We start from the raw sequence: 22,414 nt of genomic DNA on the forward strand, positions 1-22,414 counted from the left end.
TAGTTTTTCTTTCAATTGTCTATAGATTACAGGAGTATTAGTTAGTATATAGTACTTAGTATTTAGAGCAGTCTAAATGCTACTATGTAATTACTGCTGATCTAATAAAAACATTTTAGGTGCCTATATCGGCGGTGTCTACCTCTTCCCATTCCGAACAGAGAAGTCAAGCCCGCCAGAGCCGATGGTATTGCCGTAACAGGTGGGAGAGTAGGTCGGTGCCTTTTTTTATACAGAAGCCTTTGCTATACAGCAGAGGCTTTTTTGTGTTTATACATTTTTTATGCTGAGAACATAGCTATTCCTGTTTTTTCGGTAGCTTCTGCAGGCCAATTATGTTTATTATTTAACCTAACCTATTAAGATTCTACATCCTCTTCTTATGGACAATGATGATCCTATGTTTTTGTTGTACTTGCCTTATTTTGTGTGGGTTTATTCTTCGTATCTTTTTCTATTGGATTATTTCCGATATGATCAGATATTTCAGTTGTCTTATGCTTTTCCCAATTGATTGTTTATAGTCTTAAAACCGTGCTATTTCTACTTCGTTGTTAAATTCATTTTTGTCATTAAAGAATGGATAAAAAGATTCTAATAGCCATAATTACAATTACATTTCTTCTATAAAATCATTTTTATAACTACGAAACTGTAGAATAAGAATCTAATTGATATTCAACTACTACTGTAGTAGTTTAAAAGTGTGACGAATGTTATTTATTTTGGTTATGGCCATCATTCTAATGTCATAAAACAAGCTCTACATTTGATTAAGAAATCAATATTATAAGTAATGCAGTTAGAGCAGTTTAATTATGACAACAAGATTGTCAGAAATTTCGGTATCGCTACCATTATTTGGGGGATAGTTGGTATGTCCATTGGACTACTTGTAGCTACTCAACTGGTGTGGCCTGCGATGAATTTTGGGATTCAGTTTTCCACTTTCGGTCGAATCAGACCTGTACATACAAATGCAATAATCTTTGCATTTGTCGGAAATGCAATTTTTATGGGTGTTTATTATTCGCTACAACGTGTTTTAAGAGCGCGGATGTTCAGTGATATGCTCAGTAAAATTCATTTTTGGGGTTGGCAATTGGTGATTGTTGCGTCAGCAATTACATTACCACTTGGATTGACTACAAGCCATGAATATGCTGAGATGGAGTGGCCCATTGATCTTGGTATCACCATAATCTGGGTGGTGTTTGGTATTAATATGTTTGGAACAATTATAAAGCGTAGAGAGCGACATATGTATGTGGCTGTTTGGTTTTATATTGCCACGTTTGTTACAGTTGCTGTTCTCCACATTGTGAACTCTGTTCAGTTACCAGTATCAGCTTGGAAAAGTTATTATGTTTATTCTGGTGTTCAGGATGCATTAGTACAGTGGTGGTACGGACATAATGCTGTTGCATTTTTCTTGACAACACCATTTTTAGGTATGATGTACTATTTCTTACCTAAAATGGCTAATCGTCCTGTATACTCCTATAAATTGAGTATTCTTCACTTCTGGTCATTGATCTTCATTTATATCTGGGCTGGCCCACATCACTTACTTTATACAGCTCTTCCAGGATGGGTTCAATCTCTGGGTGTTGCATTTTCAATTATGTTAATTGCTCCAAGTTGGGGTGGTATGATCAATGGTCTCCTTACGCTACGAGGTGCATGGGATAAAGTACGAACAGAACCTGTATTGAAATTTATGGTTGTTGCCTTGACTTGTTATGGTATGGCGACATTTGAAGGACCAATGCTATCGCTGAAACAAGTAAACGCAATTGCCCATTTTACGGATTGGATAGTAGCTCACGTACACGTTGGTGCTTTAGGATGGAATGGCTTTATGACTTTTGCGATCCTTTATTGGTTGATCCCTCGTATTTATAGAACTGAATTGTACTCTAAAAAGATGGCATCTGCTCACTTTTGGATTGGTACATTGGGAATTTTATTTTATGCAATTCCGATGTATTGGGCAGCTGTTGTGCAAGGATTAATGTGGAAAGAATTTACACCAGAAGGTGTTTTGAAATATCCTAACTTCCTTGCGACTACATTAGAAATTATTCCAATGCATATGATGCGTGCTGTTGGTGGTGCTCTATATTTAAGTGGTGCTATTTTGATGACATACAATTTGGTGAAAACAATGCGTCAAGGTAAGTTATTGGCTAATGAGCCCGCGCAAGCACCTGCATTATTGCCTGTAACGACCAATGAACAATCTACACATAGACGTTTAGAACGTAAACCTATTATGTTTATGGTGCTGGCGTTAATTGCTATTTTGATCGGTGGAATCGTGGAAATGATTCCAACATTTACAATATCTTCTAATATTCCAACAATAGCAAGTGTTAAGCCATATACTGCATTGGAATTACAAGGACGTGATCTGTATATCCGTGAAGGCTGTGTGAATTGTCATACGCAATCGATACGTCCTTTCCGCTCGGAGACTGCACGCTACGGGGAATATAGTAAAGCAGGTGAATATGTGTATGATCATCCATTCTTATGGGGCTCTAAACGAACAGGTCCTGATTTGCATCGTATAGGTGGGAAGTATCCTAATAAATGGCATTTTGATCACTTACTTGATCCAACGATAACATCTCCAGGTAGTATTATGCCTACATACCCATGGCTAATTGATCAAGAATTAGATAATTCTTTATTGACCGCAAAATTGGAAGCAATGAAAACATTAGGCGTCCCTTATACGGATCAGGAGATAGCTGGGGCGCAAGCTTCTTTGGATAAGCAAGCTCAAGAGATTGCAGCGGATTTAAAAAAGAATCAAGTTCATGTATTACCGAATCGTGAAATTATAGCCATGATTGCTTATCTACAGCGATTAGGTACGGATATTAAAGCTGAACCAAAAGCTAAGGAAATAGTTGATGAACTAAATTAAAATAGAAGATTATGTTCAAACAAATAACAAATTTAAATGGTAGCGAGCTGTATTTGATCGCTTCATTATGGATATTTTTAGTATTCTTCATTATCGTAGGAATTATGTTGTTCAGAATGAATAAAGAACATATTACCTATATGAAGGAGCTTCCATTTCAAGAGGATGATATTAACAAAGGTGAATCATCAGATAGTCTATAAATATGAGTTTATTTTTAAATACAACAGTTGTAAATGCAGAAACTTGGAGCATAAGTTCTGGTAATATATATCAGAATATTTTAATCATCGTACTCGTTGTAGTCATGCTTGCTTTATTAGCTTCGGCATTGATGGTGAACAAGGCGATGCGCTCAATTTTGCGTATCACGATGCCTGAGATTTTAAAAGAGGAGCAAGTTACTAAAATTAGAAAAAAAGAGTCACGTAAGGCTTCATGGAATAGATTGCTAGGGCTACGTCCTATTTCGGAAGAGCAGGATTTAATCATTGATCACGAATATGACGGTATTAAGGAATTAGATAATCCAATTCCAATTTGGTTCAATGCTTTATTCTATTCGACAATGACTTTTGCGGTTGTTTATATCTTAATTTATCATGTTTTTGGCTGGGGTCTAAATCAAAATCAAGAATATGCTCAAGAGATGGAGAAGGCTGAAATCGCAAAACAAGAATACCTAGCGCAAGCGGCTAATTTGATCGATGAATCCAGTGTGGTATACGATGAATCAAAAGTTGCAGCCGGTCATGCTGTTTTTCAAGCAAATTGTGTTGCTTGTCATGGTGGAGCTGGTGAAGGCGGAATAGGTCCTAATTTGGCTGATAGATTCTGGTTACATGGTGGGGAGATCAAGGATATTTTTAAAACGGTTAAGTATGGTGTTCCTGATAAGGGGATGGTGCCTTGGGAACAGACTTTGACTCCGGGACAGATTGCGGAGGTGAGTAGCTACATTATTTCGATCCGTGATACTAAGCCTGCAAATCCTAAAGAACCTCAAGGTACTGAGGTTACATACGCAACGGCTGATGCTAAAGCAACAACCGCCGATTCTACAAAAGTTCAATAAAAAAAGTATTTATGAAAGCAGTAGCAACAAATCTTCCTGACAACCAGAGTAATAAAACAAAACGGGCCTGGATATATGCAAAGAAACCTTCGGGGCAATTGTATGCAATAAGGCAATGGGTCGGATATGGGTTGCTGCTGTTTTTATTTGGAGCTCCTTTTATTAAAATTGGAGGTGAGCCATTATTGATGTTTAATATTCTTGAGCGAAAATTCAGTATTTTGGGAAGTATTTTTTATCCTCAAGATTTGCACATTTTTGTTTTCGGAATGCTTATCGTGATGGTTTGTGTCGTTCTATTTACAGTTGTTTTTGGTCGCATCTGGTGTGGCTGGACTTGCCCGCAGACAATTTTTATGGAACTGATATTTCGTAAAATAGAATACTGGATTGAGGGTGACTGGCAACAGCAGAGAAAATTGAATGAAGGGCCTAATACGGATGAGAAAAAGTTAAAAAAGGTATTAAAGCATAGTATATTTCTATTGATTTCATTTTTAATATCTAATATTTTTTTATCCTATATAATTGGTGTTGATGCACTTTATAAAATTGTAAAAGACCCGATTGACCAACATTTAGGGGGGCTTTTAGCTATTACGATATTTACATTTGTTTTCTACGCAGTGTTTGCACATATCAGAGAAATAGTCTGTACAACAATATGTCCGTATGGACGGTTGCAAGGGGTACTGTTAGATGATCAAAGCATAACAGTTGCTTACGATCACCGTCGTGGGGAGCCACGGGGAAAACAGAAAAAAGATGTGGAACAAGTAAAAGGGGATTGTATCGATTGTCAGTTATGTGTACATGTCTGTCCTACAGGGATCGATATTAGAAATGGTCTTCAGATGGAGTGTGTCAGCTGTACTGCTTGTGTTGATGCTTGTGATGCTGTGATGGAAAAAATAGGTAAGCCTAAAAAACTTATTGGTTTTTATACCATGGGTGAGATTCAGGGAACTATAACAAAAAGAAGTAATACTCGAGCTATTGCTTATTCGGTTGTATTAATTGCTTTAATTTCCGTTTTTGTTTCGCTCATATTGATGCGCTCGGATGTAGGTGCAACTTTGTTAAGGGCCAAAGGGAGTTCTTATCAAGTAAGAGATGATCATACAATCAGTAATTTGTATTCATTGGAGTTAGTGAATAAAAGCAGCGCTGAAATGCCTTTTACATTAGTGCCTCAAGATGAAAAACTAAAAATACAAGTTGTAAATCCGATCAAATCGTTGACAAAAGGAGGATCGGCTTCTTTAAGCTTTTTTCTCATCATCAATAAAGATGATGTAAAACGCTATAAAGAAGATGTGAAAGTTGATGTATATTCGGGAGATCGAAAAATAGAAACCTTAAAAACGACCTTCATTGCTCCTCCGGGGATGTGATAAAAGAAGGGTTAAATTATAAAGAGATAAAGGATGAATTGGGGTACTAAAATATTTTTAAGCTTGGGTGTATTTATGCTCTGTATCATAGGTGCTGGGATTTATATGGTCAGTCAAGATACAGATACATTAGAAGATACAGATTATTATGAGCAAGGTCTAAATTATGATCAGATTTATAATAAGAAATCAAATGTTGCCAAGCATAAAGCTGAACCTGTTATTAAAATTAATCATGATACTTTGTATATTCAGTTTGCCACTGTTGCAAATAGCGGTAATCTGATCTTTAAACGTCCTTCTGATCGCAGTATTGATTTGCAGCTACCGTTTGAAACAAATACAGGTGTATATCAATTACCTATTTCTACTTTAAAAAAAGGAGCATGGAATCTGGAAATTGTTTGGAAGAGTGAAGGTTTAGAGTTTTTGACAGATCAGCAACTGCATTTATAAGATGAGTTACCAATATTTTGCTTTTTTTATGGGTTTGTTTGGCAGTGTACATTGTGCGGTGATGTGTGGTCCTTTGCTTTTTGCTGTGCAGGGTAATCATGAACTGACCTGGAAAATAGCGTTCAATAAAATATTATATCAGATAGGGCGGATATTGACCTATGGTGTTTACGGTCTTGCACTCGGTATGATTGGTAGAATTGCATCGATTCAGGGATGGCAAATGGGATTAAGCATTTTAACGGGATTGATACTACTCGTTATAGGATTAGTGCAATTATTTAAATTTAAAAACCAGGATTTTATTAAACTGCAGACACGTCTTGTTCAACCGATAGCTAAACTGATGGGACGTTGGTTATACCGTCCAGGCGGAAGTTTTTTTGCCGGTGTATTAAATGGTATTTTACCTTGTGGCATGTTGTATATGGCCGCAGCTGCAGCAATGAATACCGAATCAAGTTTAACAAGTTTCTATTTTATGGTCATGTTCGGTTTGGGAACATTGCCACTGTTATTAATCTTCTCTTTTTTAGGCAACTTTATTCGGACATATTTTAAAATGAATTTTTCGAAATGGTTACCTTTTCTCTATATCTTAATGGGAATCTGGTTTCTGTTGCGTGGAGCAAATTTAGATATTCCTTATTTAAGTCCATTGCTCCATGTAGACGGAGCAATGAACTGTCATATTATTTAGTTTCTGCCCATCCACCTCCTAGGGATTTGTATAGTTCAACGAATGAATCCAGCTGGGATTGCTTTATGGAAACGAGGTTAAGTTCGGATGTCAAGGCATTGGATTGCGCTGTAATAACTTCGAGATAGGTTGCATATCCAGATTTAAACAATAAACTAGCATTTTTTACTGCCAAATGAGAATTTGCGACTCGGGCTTCTGCTAGTACCAATTGCTCTTTTAATTTCGCAAGTGATGTGAAGCTATTGGATACTTCGTTTACCGAACGTAATACTGTTTTCTGTAAGTTGATCTCTGCTTTTTCTCGTTCTAATTTTGACACTTCAAAAGCTGTCTTTAGTTTTTTATTTTTAAATATGGGAGTTGTAATATTTCCCAATGCGGAACCTAGCAATGATCCTGGAATATTAAACCAATTTTCAGGCAACATGGAGTTTAGACCCAGTGTACCTCCGAGCGTTAATGAAGGGTAGCGTAAAGCTTGATTAATATTAACTTGTGCATTTGATGCGATTAAACTTAATTCTGCTTCACGGATATCTGGTCTGTTGCGGATCAGATCTATAGGAGATCCCATTGAGATCTTAGATTCATCAATTAAATACTGTAGACTTTTGCCCCGTTCAATTTTATCGGGCATTCTACCGGTCAATTCTAAAAGTGAATTTTCTTGAATCTGTATTTCTTGTTCCAACTGCGGAACTAGTGATGCTGCGAGCAATCTTTGGGATTGCGTTTGCTGAATGGCTAATGAGGTGATTTCTCCGGCATCAAACTGTAATTGAATCATACGTAAAGTGCTATCATTGAGTTGTACATTACGTAAGGCCACTTCAATCTGAGCATCTAGCTTTAAAAGATTGAAATAACCCTTAGCAATATTTGCAATCAGACTAGTTTGAATCGCTTTTTTTGCTTCTGCAGTACCTAAATAGTTAGCGAGTGCTTCTTCTTTCTGGGCAGATATTTTACCCCAGATATCAATTTCCCAACTGAGGTTTAATTCCGTTAAATACTGAGATTGGGTTCTAAAAAGATTATTTTTTGCTTCTTTACCATTATAGATTTTGGAAGCAGGTCCTGCGTAATAATTCTTGGAACGCCATTCTTGGCCTACACCTGCAATCGTTGCATCCAATTCTGGCAGATAACCTGCTTTAGCCTGCGTTAATTGACGATTTGCGATTTGAATATTCAAGATAGCACTACGCATATCATAGTTATTAGCCAGTCCGGCATCAATTAGTTTTATCAGGCTTGAATCCCTAAAGAAATCGCGCCAATTGACATAGGCGAGTGCCCCTACACTATCTTGATAGGTCGAATCTGCACGGTATTGATCTGGAAGATTATATTTTGGAGCAGTATAGCGTTGTCCAACTTTACAGGAAGAGAACAGAAGTAAGATAGCCCCGAATAGGAAGATATGGCGATTGATAAGATTCATATATATCGGACTAATTTGATTTGAATTTAATTTTTAAACGTTCATCTAAGGTTTTGAAGATGATATAAAGTACTGGGATAATAAAGATCCCGAGCAATACACCGAAAAGCATACCGCCAGCGGCACCAAAACTAATGGAATGATTTCCTTTTGCTGATGGTCCTGATGACCACATAAGGGGTATTAATCCTGCTACAAATGCAAATGACGTCATTAGGATAGGACGCAGACGTAATTTGGCTCCTGCAATAGCAGAGTCGTAAATGCTCAAACCTTTGTTTCTTTCCTGTACGGCAAATTCAATGATTAGAATGGCATTTTTGGCAAGCAATCCAATCAGCATGATGACACCAACCTGTACGTAAATGTTATTTTCTAATCCTACGAGTAAAATGGTGGCATAAACGCCTACTAACCCAACTGGAATGGATAACAGAACGGCCCAAGGTAAGATGTAGCTTTCATATTGTGCCGATAATAGGAAGTATACAAAAACAATACTCATGATGAAAATCAGTATGGTTTGAGAACCTGATTCCGATTCTTCTAAGCTCATACCGGTCCATTCATAGCTATAGTTTCCAGGTAATTTTTCCAGAGCTAATTTCTCTATCGCCTTCATGGCATCACCTGTACTGTACCCTTCATTTGGATTGGCATTAATGGTAATTGCATTGTACAGATTATAACGAGTGATGGTTTCCGGTCCCACAACCTTTTTTAAGGTAAGTAATGTACTGATGGGGACCATCTCGTTGTTTTTGTTCCTGACAAAAATGGATTTAAAGGATTCGGGATCTGTTCGGTAATCGTAATCTGCCTGAATGTATACACGATATTGTCTTCCGAAACGACTGAAATCTCCGGCCTGTACACGACCATAATAAGCACGTATCGTAGACATCAATGATTTAATGTCGACTCCTAATGATTTTGCTTTAACGGCATCAATATCCACTTCATATTGTGGGAAGTTTGCTTTAAAGGAAGTGTATGCACTTTTAACTTCTGGTAATTGATTGATTTCATTGATGAAGTTGTCTGCAATACTACTAAAATCCAAGATCTCTCCACCTAATTTATCTTCTAAAACCAGCTGTATACCTGCGAAATCCCCAAAACCCTGAACAGTGGGACGAGGAAAAACATTGAAAGTGGCTTCATTGATTACTGATAAGTCCTGACGGATCGAATCCATAAAGGCTTCAATATCTTTAATTTTTTCTCTTTTATCGTAGCTTTTTAGGTTAATGTAACCAACTGCATATGCAGGACTTGTACTTCCATCTAATGCATTAAATCCTGAGATGGTGGTCATTCCTGCAATATCTGGATTTCTTTTTTGAAGAATACTATCTGCTTGTTTTAAAACTTCTGTAGTTCTTGCTAGTGAAGCACCTGGTTGCATGGCCAGCGAATAGGTCACAAAACTATCATCTTCTGTAGGGATAAAACTTTTGGGTGCTAAAAGTAATAAGGTAAATCCGATTGCTGAAATACCGATCAATCCTGTAATGGCAATCTTCTTATTTCGGATCAGATATTTAACACCGACAATGTATCGTGAGGTTAAGCTATCAAATGAGGTGTTAAATGCCGTGAAGAAGCGCTTTTTATATGCGGTAAATTTATTTTTTTCTTTCTGATCCGTCTGATCTTCATGTTCGGGTGCTTTTAGAATCAAGGCACATAAGGCCGGACTTAAAGTCAAGGCGGTTAGAGCAGAAATCAAAATTGCTGTTGCCAGGGTATAAGCAAATTGACGATAGAATATACCTGCTGGTCCCTCCATAAAACCGACCGGAATAAATACTGCCGCCATGACTAAGGTAATGGATACAATGGCTCCGGAGATTTCGGACATTGTAGAAAGCGTTGCCTCCCTGGCTTTCATACCTGTCTCATGCATTTTTAAGTGAATGGCTTCGACGACGACAATGGCATCATCAACAACAATACCTATCGATAGTACCAATGCAAACATGGTGAGCACATTGAGTGAGAAACCGAATAAATTGAGGAAGAAAAAGGTACCTATTAGGGAGACCGGAATTGCAATCGCTGGAATTATGGTTGATCTAAAATCCTGTAAAAAAATAAAAACAATAATAAATACCAAAATAAATGCTTCAAATAAAGTATGTTTTACTTGAGAGATCGATGCGTCAATCTGATCTCTTACAGAGTAGGAAACTTCATATTTAATACCTTCTGGAAAAGTTTTGGATAACTCTTCCAATACTTTACGCACTTCGATATCAATATCGTGGGCATTGGAACCTGATGTCTGTGTGATATTTAAGGTTAATCCGGGTTTTCCATTTACTTTATTGTCCGAACCTAAGTTAGAAGAGCCAAACTCTATACGGGCTAAGTCTCGTAAATATAATACGGAACCATCTTCATTTGTTTTTATAACAATGTTTTCAAACTCCTCGGGTTGACTGAATCGTCCTTTATGCTTAATTACGGTTTCAAATACCTCATCGGATGTTTCACCAAATTTTCCGGGAGCAATTTCGAAATTCTGATCTTTAATGGCTGTTATGACATCGTCAGGAACTAGATTAAACAAAGCTAGCTTTTCAGGATTTAACCACATACGCATGGAGTAATCACGTGCTCCAACACGAGAAACTTGGGCAATGCCATCAACACGAAGTAATGGCCGGATGATATTGATTTGGGAATAGGCTTGAAGAAAAGTTTCATCAAACATACTTTCTTTGGAATCTGCAAAGAGGTTGATGGTCATGATTACCCCAGATTGACGAGGCATTACCGTGATACCGGCTTCATTGACTTCTGAAGGAATAGAACCTATTGCTTTCGATATTCTGGTTTGGACATTTACAGAAGCTATATCTGGATTAATACCTGTTTTAAAGAACACCTGAACAGATCCTGAGCCGGAATTACTGGCCGTTGAACGGATGTAAGTCATATCTTCTACACCATTTACGGCTTCTTCAATTGGAAGGAGAACAGATTTAGCAACGGTTTCGGCATTCGCGCCAGGGTAACTTAATGAAACGACCACAGACGGAGGAGCTATTTCTGGGAAACGGGATACAGGTAACATTTTTAGCCCCACAGCTCCTAATACTACTAAGAGCATGGAGACAACGGTAGCCAATACGGGTTTATTAACAAATGTTTTTAGCATTTATAGTGCGTTTAATTAAAAATTGGAAAAGTATTTTATTGGGTCTTGTTGATCGGAATGATGGTAGCTCCTTCCGAAATCTTGTCGAAACCGGACATTAAAATTCTGTCTCCTACAGCTAACCCTTCTGAGATAATATAGTTCGAATTGGATTTACCCTCAATTTTGATAGACCTGCGGTGAACCGTATTTTTGTTATCAACAACGTATACAAAGGTTTTATCTTGTAGCTCCGATGTTGATACTTGTGGGATTTGTATCACTCCTTTTTGCGTTTCCACAAATTTTAATGTACCGGTACTACCTGTACGTAATATATTTTCCGTATTTGGGAAAGTGGCACGTAAAGAAATTGCACCAGTGGTTCTATTTACTTGACCATTTACGGCATCAACTCTTCCTTTTTGACTGTAGGCTTCTCCGTCTGCAAGTACCAATGATACTTCTGGAAAAGCAAGTTTTCGGATTTTTCCGTCCGATTTATAGGATTCATCTTGCTGGTCTTGTTTTGCTTGTTTCTTTGTGAAATATAAGAAATCGGATTCGCTCATGGAAAAATATACATAGACTTCCTGTACATCGGATAGTACGGTAAGAGACTGGGAATCATTTTTAGTCACTAAATTTCCTACGCGTTTGGGAATACGGCCTATATAACCTGAAACAGGTGCTTTGATTGTTGTAAACTGTTTGTCAATATCGGCTGAACGTACCGCCGCGGATGCCTGCTGTAAGGATGCTTTTGCGACATCATATTCTGATTGCGCAGATTTTAAGCGTACTTCTGAAATGACTTCATTTTCTACTAAAGGACGGAGACGCTCTACTTCTAAACGTGCATTCTGTAATTTTGCTTTGGCTACATTTTCTGTCGCGACCATATTATTTAATATCTCATCATAGGCTGAGGCATTAATTTTAAATAATTTTTGATCAGCTTTCACAAAATCACCCTCATCGACATATATTTCTTCTAAAATCCCTTCAACTTGTGGGCGGATCTCAACATTGACTTTTCCTTCAATCGTACCAATATAATCTTTTATTGTATTCGCAGAACTTGTATCAATTGAGTATATTGGTAGTGCAATAGCGTTGTTTTTTTTGTCTAATTCTTTGGTTTTACCCGAGTTACAGCTAAAAAAGAGTACTCCGGTCGAGGCAAGGGCTAGGGTAAAAAGTGCGATTTTATTCATAAATATTATTTAGAGTTAATTGTTAATTAACTTTTGACTTTTAGATTATTATACATTAATACATAAATGTTGCCAATAAGTTCTGTATAGTATGATTTAACATTTGTTAACAAAATAAATTGATCAGATTTGACTTCATTTAGAGATACTTTATTTCCAAATGTATCTGATATGTTACAAATGTTAACGTTTGATAGGGCTATTTGTTACTTATAAGATTAAAATAAGTTGATTTTTATATGCAAAACTTCTTTAATGAGATTGAAATAGATTGGAACCAATTGTGGCAATGGCTATTAAATTGGTATTGGCTTCCCTTATTTGTGCTATATTTTGGGGTAATAAGTACAATACTGATTGAAAATAGGAATCCAACGAAGACGATTTCATGGGTAATGGTTATTGTATTTCTTCCAGGTATTGGATTGGTTCTATATTATCTATTCGGACAAAAATTTAGAAAAGTTAGGCGACTGCAACATATTAATCGCGAGCAGAACACAAAACTGTTAGCAGCATGGCAGGAAAGTTTAATACGAATGGACGAGCAACTGGAAACAATTCATGAAAAAATAGGAACTTTATCCCGCGTTTTTGACTATCTGAAAAACCAAAAATTATCTTTTTTCTCTTTAAATAATAGGGTCGAATTGTTTATCAATGGCGAGGAGAAATTTCCAGTTTTATTAAAAAGACTTCGAGAAGCAAAACATTCCATACACTTGGAATACTATATTTTTGAATTGGACAATATTGGTCGTCAGGTGCTTGAAATTTTGGAAGAAAAGGCAAAAGCGGGGGTAAAAGTGCGACTAATACTGGATAGTTTTGGTTCTCCTGATGTGATCAAATATTTAGTTAAAAATCCACCTGGTTATCCTTTTGTTGCATTTTTACCAGTCAATTTTACTTCTTTAGCAAATAGTAATTATCGAAATCACAGAAAGATTGTCGTGATTGATTGTCAATATGGTTTTGTGGGGGGAATTAATATTTCTGATCGATATATCAATACTCCGGATCAGATTGATTATTGGAGAGATACTGCAATGGCTGTAGAAGGAATAGCAGTTAATAATCTACAGATCCAATTTTGGAACAGTTGGAATCAAACTGAAGGTGAACCCTTTTTATTGACTGATGAATATTTAAATTTTAGTGTACCGCACATTCCTGAGCGTGCCGCTGTTGCATTTTCTTCTAGTGATCCGGGGTCCCTTGGTCCTTTTAATATGGAAGCTATCATATTGGCGATCAATGATGCAAAGGAAAGCATTCAATTGTGTACGCCTTATTTTATACCGAGTGAGCAGTTATCTACGGCTTTGGAGATAGCTGTTTCCTCTGGGGTAAGAGTGGAGCTGATGCTCCCAGAGAAAGCCGATTCTTATATTGTACAACATGCTTCTTTTTCCTTTTTGAAGCCTCTTTTGCAACGTGGTGTGCAGGTTTATCTGTATAAGAAAGGTTTTATTCATGCTAAAACAGTATGTATTGATGGTCAATTGGCTTTCGTAGGGACTGTAAACCTCGATATGCGGAGTTTCTACATCAATTATGAAATAGCAAGTATTGTTTCTGATGAGGCTTATTGTAAACGTCTTGAAAATCAATTTGAAATTGATAAGGAGGCATCTGATCTGATTACTTTGTACATCTGGGCACATCGAAAAAAATGGAAAAGGGGTATTGATTCTTTATGCCGGCTTTTGGCACCTTTATTATAGCCTAAAAAATGTTAAAAACTTGTGATACTTCCGATATCTAATTAAAATTGAATATATTTATCTATTCTATTTTAATTACCAATAGTATTAGATGAAGTATATAAAATTATTGACGCTTACGATGGGGGTTTGTGGAGTAAAGCATGCCGTTGCCCAGACAACCGAAGCTACACTACCTATCAATACAATAGTCGAAAGAGTACAAAAGTTATTTCAAGTATTTCCTGTTGAAAAAGTGCATCTTCACTTTGATAAACCATATTATGCGGTAGGTGATACGTTGTGGTTTAACAGTTACTTATCACGCAATCTTGCGGAGTATGAACCGAGTAAGGTTACATATGTTGAAATTCTTAATAGCAGAGATTCACTGATTCAAACGTTAAGGATTCCGTTGGATAAGGGAGTGGGAGATGGATATCTTGTTTTGGATCCACAGTACCTGGCGCAGGACAATTATCGATTTCGAGCATACACGAAATGGATGGGTAACTTTTCATCGGATTATTTTTATAATAAAGTGGTTCCTATTGGAGATGCTATTAGTAAAAAACTAATCACTGATATTACATTTGTTAACAATGATCAGAATGCTGCTAAAAGTCAGGCTGTTATTCAATTTAGAGATGCTGTTGGTAAGCTATTGATTAATTCAAAAGTGAATTGGTCTATGATTTCTGGATGGGAAACCATTGCTGATGGCAAAGGTGAAACGGATAATATGGGTAAGGTCACTGTGAATTTAAGTGCTAAAGATAAAGAAATCCTGAAAAAGGCATATCTAGAAGTCTCACTTCAAGAGAATAAGAACGACAAGCCACTAAAGAGTACTTTTTCCTTAAAAAATGCCTTGTGGGATGCCGATGTTCAATTCTTTCCTGAAGGGGGTGATCTATTAGCTGGAATCGCTAAAAACGTTGCTTTTAAGGCTGTTTCTGCCGATGGAAAAGGTATAGCTGTTAAAGGCCGTATCTTGGACGGTAAAGGAAAACAAGTCGCAGAATTTTCAGATTTAGGCTTAGGTATGGGATTTTTTAGTCTTTTACCTCTCCCAAATGAAAAATATGTAGCCTCGATTACATTTGCTAATGGTCAGGAACGAAAGTTTAAATTGCCGGAAGTGGTTCAGAATAAAGCGAATGTTGTTTTTGTAAAACAAGATGAAACAAATCTGAATATGGCGATTGTGACGAGTGAAGAAGATTTTGCTAAAAATCCAAATCAATCGTTCTATGTGCTGGTACAATCAAACGGTCATCTCGTATATGCGGCACAGGCGAACTTGAAAAGTGCAACAGCATTGATTACTATTCCGAAGGAACGTCTTCCTAATGGTATTGCTCAAGTAACCTTGATGACTCCCGCAGGTAAGGTGATCAGTGAACGTCTTACTTTTGTTAAAAGTGAGAAACTACTGGATATCAATTTAGCGGTCAATAAGGAACAGTTTAAAGCAAAGGAAAAGGTTAATCTGAAACTTTCTGTACTTAATAACGGTAAAAAATACCCGGGTAGTTATTCCATTTCTGTTATTGATGAATCTAAAGTTCCTTATGATGATAATCAGGATTTATCAATTGTCAGTAATTTCTTGTTGACTTCTGATCTGAAGGGATATATTGAAAGTCCAAATACGTATTTTGATGAAAAGAATGTGAATCGCGATAAAGCATTGGATGCTTTATTAATGACACAAGGATTCCGTCGATTTGATTATCAAGACCTGGTGGCTGAGAAACTTCCTGTACTATCATTTATGCCTGAACAGGGAATTGAGATTGGTGGAACGTTAAGACTGAACACGGGTAGAACTGTGCCGAATGGGGGCTTACTCTTATCTATTCCTTCTAAGAGTATTCGTAAAGATACTTATACAGATGATAAAGGGCGGTTCCTATTTAAAGATCTTGTATTTACAGATTCTTCAAAAGTTACTGTTAATGCCCGGGGAAATGATAATTACCGCAGTATGGTAATTAATATGGATCAGACTTATTTTCCGGAGATTGATAAAAACAATGCTTATAAGAATAATTTTGTCATGAATATTGATCGGGCAATGGTTCCGTATCTAGAAAATAGCAAAAAAGAATATCGTAAATCTATTCTTTTGGATGAGGTCGCGGTTACTGGTGTGCAGAAAAAGGTGATCACCAACAGAGATTTTCCTTCCATTTCAGGATTGTCGATGCCTGAACATCGTATTGATGCAGAGCGTTTATCAGGATGTAATGTATTGACGATGTGTCTGAACACATTGTTGACTGGTATTACTTACGATTCGCAGACGCAGAAATACTATGTTACACGATCTTATAATAGTGGAAGTCGGGTGCCCGTTCAATTTTTCTTAAATGGAATGGCAATCGATGAACCAGGATTAAATAGTATTAATGTTCCGGATATTGAGGGAATTGAGATTTTCCTAAAGGATGACCTCGGAACTGTTTCCAGAATGTACCAGAATAATGGGGTTGTGTCTATCTATACGAAGAAAGTAGAGAAAAAACCTAGAATGTCATTGACGGAAATTGAAAAATTATTACCAAAATCAAATGTGATTGATCTGTTTCCTTTGGGTTATATAAAAGAAAGAAAGTTTTATGAGCCAAAATATGAAACACCAGAAAGTAAAGCTGTGAATGATTTGAGGACAACAATTTATTGGAATCCAAAAGTTAAGGTTACTGAAACGGGTGAGGCTGCTTTAGAATTCTATAATGCTGATGGAAATGGACAATATAAAGTCATTGTGGAAGGTATGGATGAAACAGGTAATGTGGGTCGAAAAGTGATTCGTTATAACGTTACTCCATAGGGAAGTAATTAATATTATTATAAAAGGGTGCATTTTGTTATAAAGTGCACCCTTTTTTTATTTTAGAACATGAAGAATTTCTCCTTCTTTGGAATCGGCTTCTTCGCCAACTTTTTTAATGCGTTCTGTTTGTTCGATAACAACAGCGAATGAGGAAGGTTCAATACCGCCACCTAATTTTTGAGCATAGAACTTAGTGAATTCAGCGCCAAAATATAAAATTGCTGCAGAGTAGTATATCCACAATAACATAACGATGATCGAACCTGCGGCGCCGTACAAACTTGCTGTAGAGGATAAAGTCAAGTATAGCGATATAAAATAGCGACCTAACATGAATAATAAAGCTGTAAAGATTGCTCCACCAAGTATATCTTTAAATTTCACCTTTGCATCTGGCAAAAATGAAAATATGAAGCCAAAGAGCGTCGTGATAATGATAAACGTGACACTGGTATTGATCCAGTCAATTAATGTAATCGGGATAAAAGGAAAATATTGTAGCACAAGATTTGTAACTGCTGCAATGACGCCATTGATCATTAATGAAGCGATAAGGAGGAAACCTAATGCAATAATAATCGAGAAGGAGATGAGCCTGTTAATGATTAATTTTAACCAGCCTTTTTTTGGTTTGGGTTTCACTTTCCAGATTTGATTAATAGAATCCTGAATGTCGACAAATATCGTTGTAGCACTAATAATAAGGGTTACAATACCAATAGTAATTCCTAAATTAGATTTATTTTCAAAGTTTATTTTTTCGATAAAGGATTGAATTTGTTTTGTAACATCTGCTCCGAATAACACCATTAGCTCATCAAAAACTTCCTTCTGTCCAGTAGTTTCTTTACTCAAATGCTGTCCATAAAAGAAACCGATACACCAGATCACGATCATCAATAATGGACCAATAGAAAACACCGTGTAGTAGGCTAAGGATGCACTTTTTTTCATGCAGTTGTCGTCCATAAAGCCATTAAAGGCATCATAAACTAATCTTAAAACTTGTTTCCAGTAGTTAGGGGTCAATAAATCTTTAAAGTATACTTCTTTCATAATATGATGGCGGATAAACAAATTTTATTTCAAAAATACCCTCTATTTTTTAGATAGAGGGTATTTTTTCTAATTTTCCTGATAGAGCTTCTCAATTTTCTCATCAAACTCTTTGAGAATGACTTTTCTTTTTAAGCTTAATTTTGGTGTTAACTGACCATCGTTGATGGTCCATTCTTTAGGAAGTAAGATAATTTTTTTGACTTTTTCCCAGTGACCGAATTCTGTAGATAACCTGTCGATTTCTTGATTATATTTTTCGATTACTTTTTGATTCGTAACGATCTCTTCTTTGGAACCTACAGGAATGCCTTTATGTTTCATCCATTTTTCGATCTCTTCGAAGGCGGGTACAATTAAAGCTGATGGAAACTTTCTGTTTTCTCCTACCACCATAATTTGTGCAATCAGTGTTGATTCCATTAGTTTTGTTTCAATAGGCTGTGGTGCGATGTACTTGCCACCTGCTGTTTTGAACATTTCTTTTTTGCGGTCTGTAATTTTCAGAAATCCGTCAGCCGATATTTCGCCAATATCCCCTGTCTTGAAGAATCCGTTTTCATCAAATGATTCTTTTGTCGCTTCTTCATTTTTGTAATAGCCAGAGGTGACACTTGGTCCTTTTACTAAGATCTCTCCATCTTGAGCTATTTTTACTTCTAAATTTTTGAGAGGCCGACCAACTGTTCCGAATTTGATACCCGTGTCAAAAAATGTGTTGACTGCTATAACTGGAGATGTTTCGGTTAGACCATATCCTTCTAATACTTTCATATCAGAAGCCCAAAATACACGCGCTAATCTTTCCTGAAGAGCTGCACCACCAGAAACAATAATTTTTATGTTACCACCAAGGGCTTCTTTCCATTTTGAAAAGATTAATTTTCGAGCAATGGCTAATTGAAAATTGTACCAAGCGCTGTTTTTTGTTGGCTCTTGGTAACGAAGGCCAAGGTTTAATGCCCACATGAACAGCGATTTCTTGATTCCAGTTAAGTCTTTTCCTTTCGCAACGATTTTATCATATACTTTTTCGAGTACCCGCGGTACAGTGGTAAAAAGATCCGGTTTAACTTCGTTGATATCCACAACAACATTGTCCAATGTTTCACAGAAATAGATCTCTATACCTTTTGAATAATACATGTATACAACCATCCGTTCAAAAATATGACATAAGGGTAAAAAGCTGATCGCTTTTTTAAAATCGGGTCTTATGAGATGGTAGCAGGCGAGTACATTACTTAAAATATTTTTATGGGATAAGTATACTCCTTTCGGTTTACCGGTGGTACCTGATGTGTAGATTAACGTGAGTAGATCATCTTCCTGTATAGCGTCATTGTAAGGCTTTAGATCTGTATCCAATGTGTCACCAATTTGATATAAGGATTCTAGATCTTTATGATGTTCAGTCTTCTCAAAAGTATAGAGCGGAATTGTTAATTGATGATCTTTTAATGCTGTGTCAACACGTGCAGCAAGCTCGGCATTACTGACGAATATCAATTTAGCTTCTGCATCATTGACAATATAGGATAGGTCCTGTGGAGCTAATGTAGGATACAGCGGTACAAGTGCAATACCCAATTGATTACAGGCAAAATCAATGATACTCCATTCAGGACGGTTTCCGGACATCAGCGCAACTCGATCTCCTTTTATTAAGCCGATACTTAGTAGCGCTCTGCTGAGACTATTTATTTTATCAATGAATTCACTGGTCAAGTAGGTTTTCCAACGACCATTTTTATCGCGTCCAGCAATAATCGTTTTATCGGAGAACTCGGATTTATAATTTGTGATGAGGTCAAAAATTCTACTTTGTTGTGCCATAATGAAATATTTAAAATATTTGCTTAATTGGTTTATTACTAAGTATTCAAATACAATCTAATATATGAAAAATGTTTTGATGTACATTTTTTATATTTAAAATTGTTAATAACAATTTAGTATTTGCGTCGTTTAATTATTGATATTAACTTTGAACGAATAAATTGAAAAACAAATAGGCACGTTAAATATGAAAAAATTATCTTGGATCTTTGGAGTGACAGTTGGCTTATTGGGCGTATCGAACGAAGCTTCCGCGCAATTAGATTCAAAAGGGGCAATTGGGGCTCGTTTTGGTTCTGCTCAGGGAATTACCTATAGACATACACTTTCAAATGACCGAGCTTTAGAAGGGCTTTTGAGCATTCAGAGCAACTCAAATTATAGACGTTTTAGAGTCGTTGGATTGTACGAATATTATAGGCCTATATCAGGTGGTTTTAATTGGTATTATGGATTTGGTGGTGGCCTGGGGTCTTATAAGGAAAAAGACAAAACGATTGATGGAAAACGTGTTGAATATGATTCGGAGCTGGCGCTTAGTATTGATGGAATTATAGGGATTGAATATAATATTCCTGAAACTCCTTTCCAGGTTTCTTTGGATGTTAAACCTTATTTTGATTTCTTGCAATCGAGTACTATTAAGCTTATAGATCCAATCGGCTTTTCATTTCGATATAAATTTTAGATATCCTCTAATAAAACAAAAAGGTCACTTTATAAATCGAGTGACCTTTTTGCATTTTTATGATAACCAGAATTCTGCTAATTGTTTTTGCTCTTCCGATTGTTCTTTGACGGGCTGTATACGGAATAATTTTTTATTGGCCGCCCGTATCTCAATTTTCAGTTCTTTTATAATACCATCTCTTGCTATTAAAATATCTAATATATCTCCTTCGTTGCTATGCTGCATAAAATAGTCATATTCTTTATCTTTGAGGTCGAGTCTGATGCCATTGATGGCTATTAATTCATCACGGACATTTAATCCTCCATCCCAAGCTCCCGAACCTCGTTCTACTGCAGTAACGGTTTGAATCCCATCATTTTTTTGATGACTTATTCCAATTCCTAAAGTTTTGCTTTCGGCATTAATGTCTATGATCTCATAACCTACTAGGTTGAAATATGCATTATAATCCAGTTCACCATTTTCGTGTGCAGCTTTGAAGATATCGGAAACGGATATACCTGTAAATTCTTCTACGAGTCGCTGAAATTCATCTTCTTCAAAACCCCTGTTCTGATCTAAATAGAAATGGTTATATGCTTCTTTTAATACATGATCTAATTTTTTTGTTCCTTTTGAAGCTGCTATAATTTTTAAATCCAGCAACACCGTGAGCATAGCTCCTTTATTATAATAGGATATACTTGAATTAGGTGAGTTTTCATCTTGTCTATAATATTTGATCCAGGCATCAAAGCTTGCTTCTGCGGCTGATTGTATGTGATGTCCAGGACGATTCAGTACTGTTGTGAAATCATTTGCTAGTAGATTCAGATATTCTAGTTCTGAGAAGAAACCACATCTTTTGATGATCAGGTTATCGTAGTATGAGGTAAAGCCCTCCATAATCCACAGCCCCGTGGTGTAATTTTCCTGATCATAGTTAAATGGTCCCAATGCTTTGGGACGAAGTCGTTTAACATTCCATAAATGGAAATACTCATGGGCAATTAGGCTGAGGTATGTCTTGTACGATCCTTCGTTACTATATGCTGTCCTTGATGCTCCCAGTACGGTCGAATTGAGGTGTTCTAATCCTCCGCCTCCGGATTGGTAGTTATGGGTAATGAAGACGTATTTTTTATTGGGGTTAGAACCCCAGATGCGGGTTTCTTCTTCGACTATTTTTTTGACATCGGCACTTAATCGTTCTTTGTCATAAGTACCACCACCTACCATGGCAAATTCATGCTCTACGTTGGAAGCTTGAATGGTCCAAATATCTTGATTACCGACTTCAAAGGGTGAATCGTAAAGAATATCAAAATCGGGTGCATAAAAAGTATGCGTATCGATTTGTTCAAGACCTGTTGAAATACTGCTCCAATTTTCAGCAGGTCTGATGGTAACAGTTACTGGGCTGTCAATATTGCCATCAATATGTAAAAAGGTTGCAGTCGGTACTATAAAGGCATGTTCGTCATTGATAAAATTAGTACGTACGGATGTTTCAAAACCATAGATATGGTAGTTGATAACAATTGAGCTTTTATTTTTGGTAAATATACGCCAAGTATTTTTGCTTATTTTTTCATATCCTACTTGATCTTCAACAGAGAACCGTTCTACTTGTTTAGAATACTCACGTACTAAATAGGATCCAGGGGACCAAACGGGCATTTTAACATCAATAAAATCAGCATGAATTTCTTTGATGGACATTTTTACGGCTGCGTAATGTGCTTGAGGCTCACTAAAGGAAACATCAAAATGTATTTTTGACGTATAATTACTTTTTTCAATCATTTTAAAGCGTTAAATAACTGATAGCTATACCAGTTCAAAATTTATTTGTGGTATGCAAAAGTACAAGGTTATGAGGGTTATACAAAATTATTTGACGTAATGTTTTGTAATGGTAGGTCATTT

The 22,414-nt window shown here is 36.5% G+C and carries 15 protein-coding genes and 1 rRNA gene; 10 read left to right on the plus strand and 6 right to left on the minus strand.

Annotated features, from left to right (window positions below):
* The first annotated feature begins 115 nt into the window (after positions 1-115).
* The 7 genes from rrf (at position 116) to ACFS6I_RS22710 (ending at position 6,560) form a co-directional block, all read left to right on the plus strand.
* A 5S ribosomal RNA gene (rrf, locus tag ACFS6I_RS22680) occupies positions 116-227 on the plus strand.
* 569 nt (positions 228-796) lie between these two features.
* Positions 797-2,935, plus strand: a complete 2,139-nt coding sequence (ccoN, locus tag ACFS6I_RS22685) for a cytochrome-c oxidase, cbb3-type subunit I (protein WP_380923995.1) — start codon at positions 797-799, stop codon at positions 2,933-2,935.
* 11 nt (positions 2,936-2,946) lie between these two features.
* Positions 2,947-3,138 (plus strand): hypothetical protein, encoded by a 192-nt coding sequence (locus ACFS6I_RS22690; RefSeq protein ID WP_021188306.1) that lies wholly within the window; start codon positions 2,947-2,949, stop codon positions 3,136-3,138.
* 2 nt (positions 3,139-3,140) lie between these two features.
* Positions 3,141-4,010 carry a cbb3-type cytochrome c oxidase N-terminal domain-containing protein gene (locus ACFS6I_RS22695; protein WP_380923997.1) on the plus strand — a complete coding sequence of 290 codons (870 nt, stop codon included), beginning with the start codon at positions 3,141-3,143 and terminating at the stop codon, positions 4,008-4,010.
* An 11-nt stretch (positions 4,011-4,021) separates the two neighbouring features.
* A complete protein-coding gene (gene ccoG / locus ACFS6I_RS22700) occupies positions 4,022-5,404 on the plus strand; it encodes a cytochrome c oxidase accessory protein CcoG (RefSeq protein WP_380923999.1) in 1,383 nt (460 codons plus the stop codon).
* Between the two features lie 33 nt (positions 5,405-5,437).
* On the plus strand, positions 5,438-5,860 hold the full coding sequence (locus ACFS6I_RS22705; RefSeq protein ID WP_380924001.1) for a FixH family protein: 423 nt from the start codon (positions 5,438-5,440) through the stop codon (positions 5,858-5,860).
* A 1-nt stretch (position 5,861) separates the two neighbouring features.
* The gene (locus tag ACFS6I_RS22710) at positions 5,862-6,560 is read left to right on the plus strand and encodes a sulfite exporter TauE/SafE family protein (protein WP_132844106.1); all 699 of its coding nucleotides are present in this window, start codon (positions 5,862-5,864) and stop codon (positions 6,558-6,560) included.
* Here the strand turns inward: ACFS6I_RS22710 and ACFS6I_RS22715 are convergent.
* The 3 genes from ACFS6I_RS22715 to ACFS6I_RS22725 are packed head-to-tail and all read right to left on the minus strand — an operon-like array spanning position 6,553 to position 12,369.
* The gene (locus tag ACFS6I_RS22715) at positions 6,553-8,007 is read right to left on the minus strand and encodes an efflux transporter outer membrane subunit (RefSeq protein ID WP_132772066.1); all 1,455 of its coding nucleotides are present in this window, start codon (positions 8,005-8,007) and stop codon (positions 6,553-6,555) included. The two genes, ACFS6I_RS22710 and ACFS6I_RS22715, sit on opposite strands and share 8 nt — an antisense overlap.
* 10 nt (positions 8,008-8,017) lie before the next feature.
* Positions 8,018-11,173 carry an efflux RND transporter permease subunit gene (locus tag ACFS6I_RS22720; RefSeq protein WP_132772065.1) on the minus strand — a complete coding sequence of 1,052 codons (3,156 nt, stop codon included), beginning with the start codon at positions 11,171-11,173 and terminating at the stop codon, positions 8,018-8,020.
* Positions 11,174-11,208: 35 nt separating this feature from the next.
* Positions 11,209-12,369 (minus strand): efflux RND transporter periplasmic adaptor subunit, encoded by a 1,161-nt coding sequence (locus ACFS6I_RS22725; RefSeq protein WP_380924004.1) that lies wholly within the window; start codon positions 12,367-12,369, stop codon positions 11,209-11,211.
* A gap of 239 nt (positions 12,370-12,608) precedes the next feature.
* Here ACFS6I_RS22725 and cls point away from each other — a divergent pair, with 239 nt between their 5' ends.
* Both cls and ACFS6I_RS22735 read left to right on the plus strand, forming a co-directional pair.
* Positions 12,609-14,096, plus strand: coding sequence for a cardiolipin synthase (cls, locus tag ACFS6I_RS22730; protein WP_021188698.1), 1,488 nt, complete (start codon positions 12,609-12,611; stop codon positions 14,094-14,096).
* A 91-nt stretch (positions 14,097-14,187) separates the two neighbouring features.
* Positions 14,188-16,914, plus strand: coding sequence for a carboxypeptidase regulatory-like domain-containing protein (locus ACFS6I_RS22735; RefSeq protein WP_380924007.1), 2,727 nt, complete (start codon positions 14,188-14,190; stop codon positions 16,912-16,914).
* Between the two features lie 57 nt (positions 16,915-16,971).
* On the opposite strand, the gene ACFS6I_RS22740 is transcribed toward ACFS6I_RS22735, so the two are convergent.
* Positions 16,972-17,973, minus strand: coding sequence for a YihY/virulence factor BrkB family protein (locus tag ACFS6I_RS22740; protein WP_380924009.1), 1,002 nt, complete (start codon positions 17,971-17,973; stop codon positions 16,972-16,974).
* Positions 17,974-18,042: 69 nt separating this feature from the next.
* Positions 18,043-19,809 carry an AMP-dependent synthetase/ligase gene (locus ACFS6I_RS22745; protein WP_380924010.1) on the minus strand — a complete coding sequence of 589 codons (1,767 nt, stop codon included), beginning with the start codon at positions 19,807-19,809 and terminating at the stop codon, positions 18,043-18,045.
* A gap of 190 nt (positions 19,810-19,999) precedes the next feature.
* Between ACFS6I_RS22745 and ACFS6I_RS22750 the strand changes: the two genes are divergently transcribed.
* Complete coding sequence (locus ACFS6I_RS22750) at positions 20,000-20,500, plus strand: hypothetical protein (RefSeq protein ID WP_380924011.1); 501 nt, start codon at positions 20,000-20,002, stop codon at positions 20,498-20,500.
* Between the two features lie 57 nt (positions 20,501-20,557).
* Here the strand turns inward: ACFS6I_RS22750 and ACFS6I_RS22755 are convergent, their stop codons facing one another.
* Positions 20,558-22,291: a M61 family metallopeptidase gene (locus ACFS6I_RS22755; RefSeq protein WP_380924013.1), complete on the minus strand. Its 1,734-nt coding sequence runs from the start codon at positions 22,289-22,291 to the stop codon at positions 20,558-20,560.
* Positions 22,292-22,414: the final 123 nt, after the last annotated feature.

The organism is Sphingobacterium anhuiense (assembly GCF_042686355.1).
In the GTDB taxonomy this organism is placed as follows: domain Bacteria; phylum Bacteroidota; class Bacteroidia; order Sphingobacteriales; family Sphingobacteriaceae; genus Sphingobacterium; species Sphingobacterium anhuiense.

Coding starts and splice junctions, on each gene's coding strand:
- ACFS6I_RS22690 (WP_021188306.1), top strand. CDS start 2,947: ATGTTCAAACAAATAACAAATTTAAATGGTAGCGAGCTGTATTTGATC.
- ACFS6I_RS22715 (WP_132772066.1), bottom strand. CDS start 8,007: ATGAATCTTATCAATCGCCATATCTTCCTATTCGGGGCTATCTTACTT.
- ACFS6I_RS22750 (WP_380924011.1), top strand. CDS start 20,000: ATGAAAAAATTATCTTGGATCTTTGGAGTGACAGTTGGCTTATTGGGC.
- ACFS6I_RS22740 (WP_380924009.1), bottom strand. CDS start 17,973: ATGAAAGAAGTATACTTTAAAGATTTATTGACCCCTAACTACTGGAAA.
- ACFS6I_RS22710 (WP_132844106.1), top strand. CDS start 5,862: ATGAGTTACCAATATTTTGCTTTTTTTATGGGTTTGTTTGGCAGTGTA.
- ACFS6I_RS22745 (WP_380924010.1), bottom strand. CDS start 19,809: ATGGCACAACAAAGTAGAATTTTTGACCTCATCACAAATTATAAATCC.
- ACFS6I_RS22720 (WP_132772065.1), bottom strand. CDS start 11,173: ATGCTAAAAACATTTGTTAATAAACCCGTATTGGCTACCGTTGTCTCC.
- ccoN (WP_380923995.1), top strand. CDS start 797: ATGCAGTTAGAGCAGTTTAATTATGACAACAAGATTGTCAGAAATTTC.
- ACFS6I_RS22695 (WP_380923997.1), top strand. CDS start 3,141: ATGAGTTTATTTTTAAATACAACAGTTGTAAATGCAGAAACTTGGAGC.
- ACFS6I_RS22755 (WP_380924013.1), bottom strand. CDS start 22,291: ATGATTGAAAAAAGTAATTATACGTCAAAAATACATTTTGATGTTTCC.
- cls (WP_021188698.1), top strand. CDS start 12,609: ATGCAAAACTTCTTTAATGAGATTGAAATAGATTGGAACCAATTGTGG.
- ACFS6I_RS22705 (WP_380924001.1), top strand. CDS start 5,438: ATGAATTGGGGTACTAAAATATTTTTAAGCTTGGGTGTATTTATGCTC.
- ccoG (WP_380923999.1), top strand. CDS start 4,022: ATGAAAGCAGTAGCAACAAATCTTCCTGACAACCAGAGTAATAAAACA.
- ACFS6I_RS22735 (WP_380924007.1), top strand. CDS start 14,188: ATGAAGTATATAAAATTATTGACGCTTACGATGGGGGTTTGTGGAGTA.
- ACFS6I_RS22725 (WP_380924004.1), bottom strand. CDS start 12,369: ATGAATAAAATCGCACTTTTTACCCTAGCCCTTGCCTCGACCGGAGTA.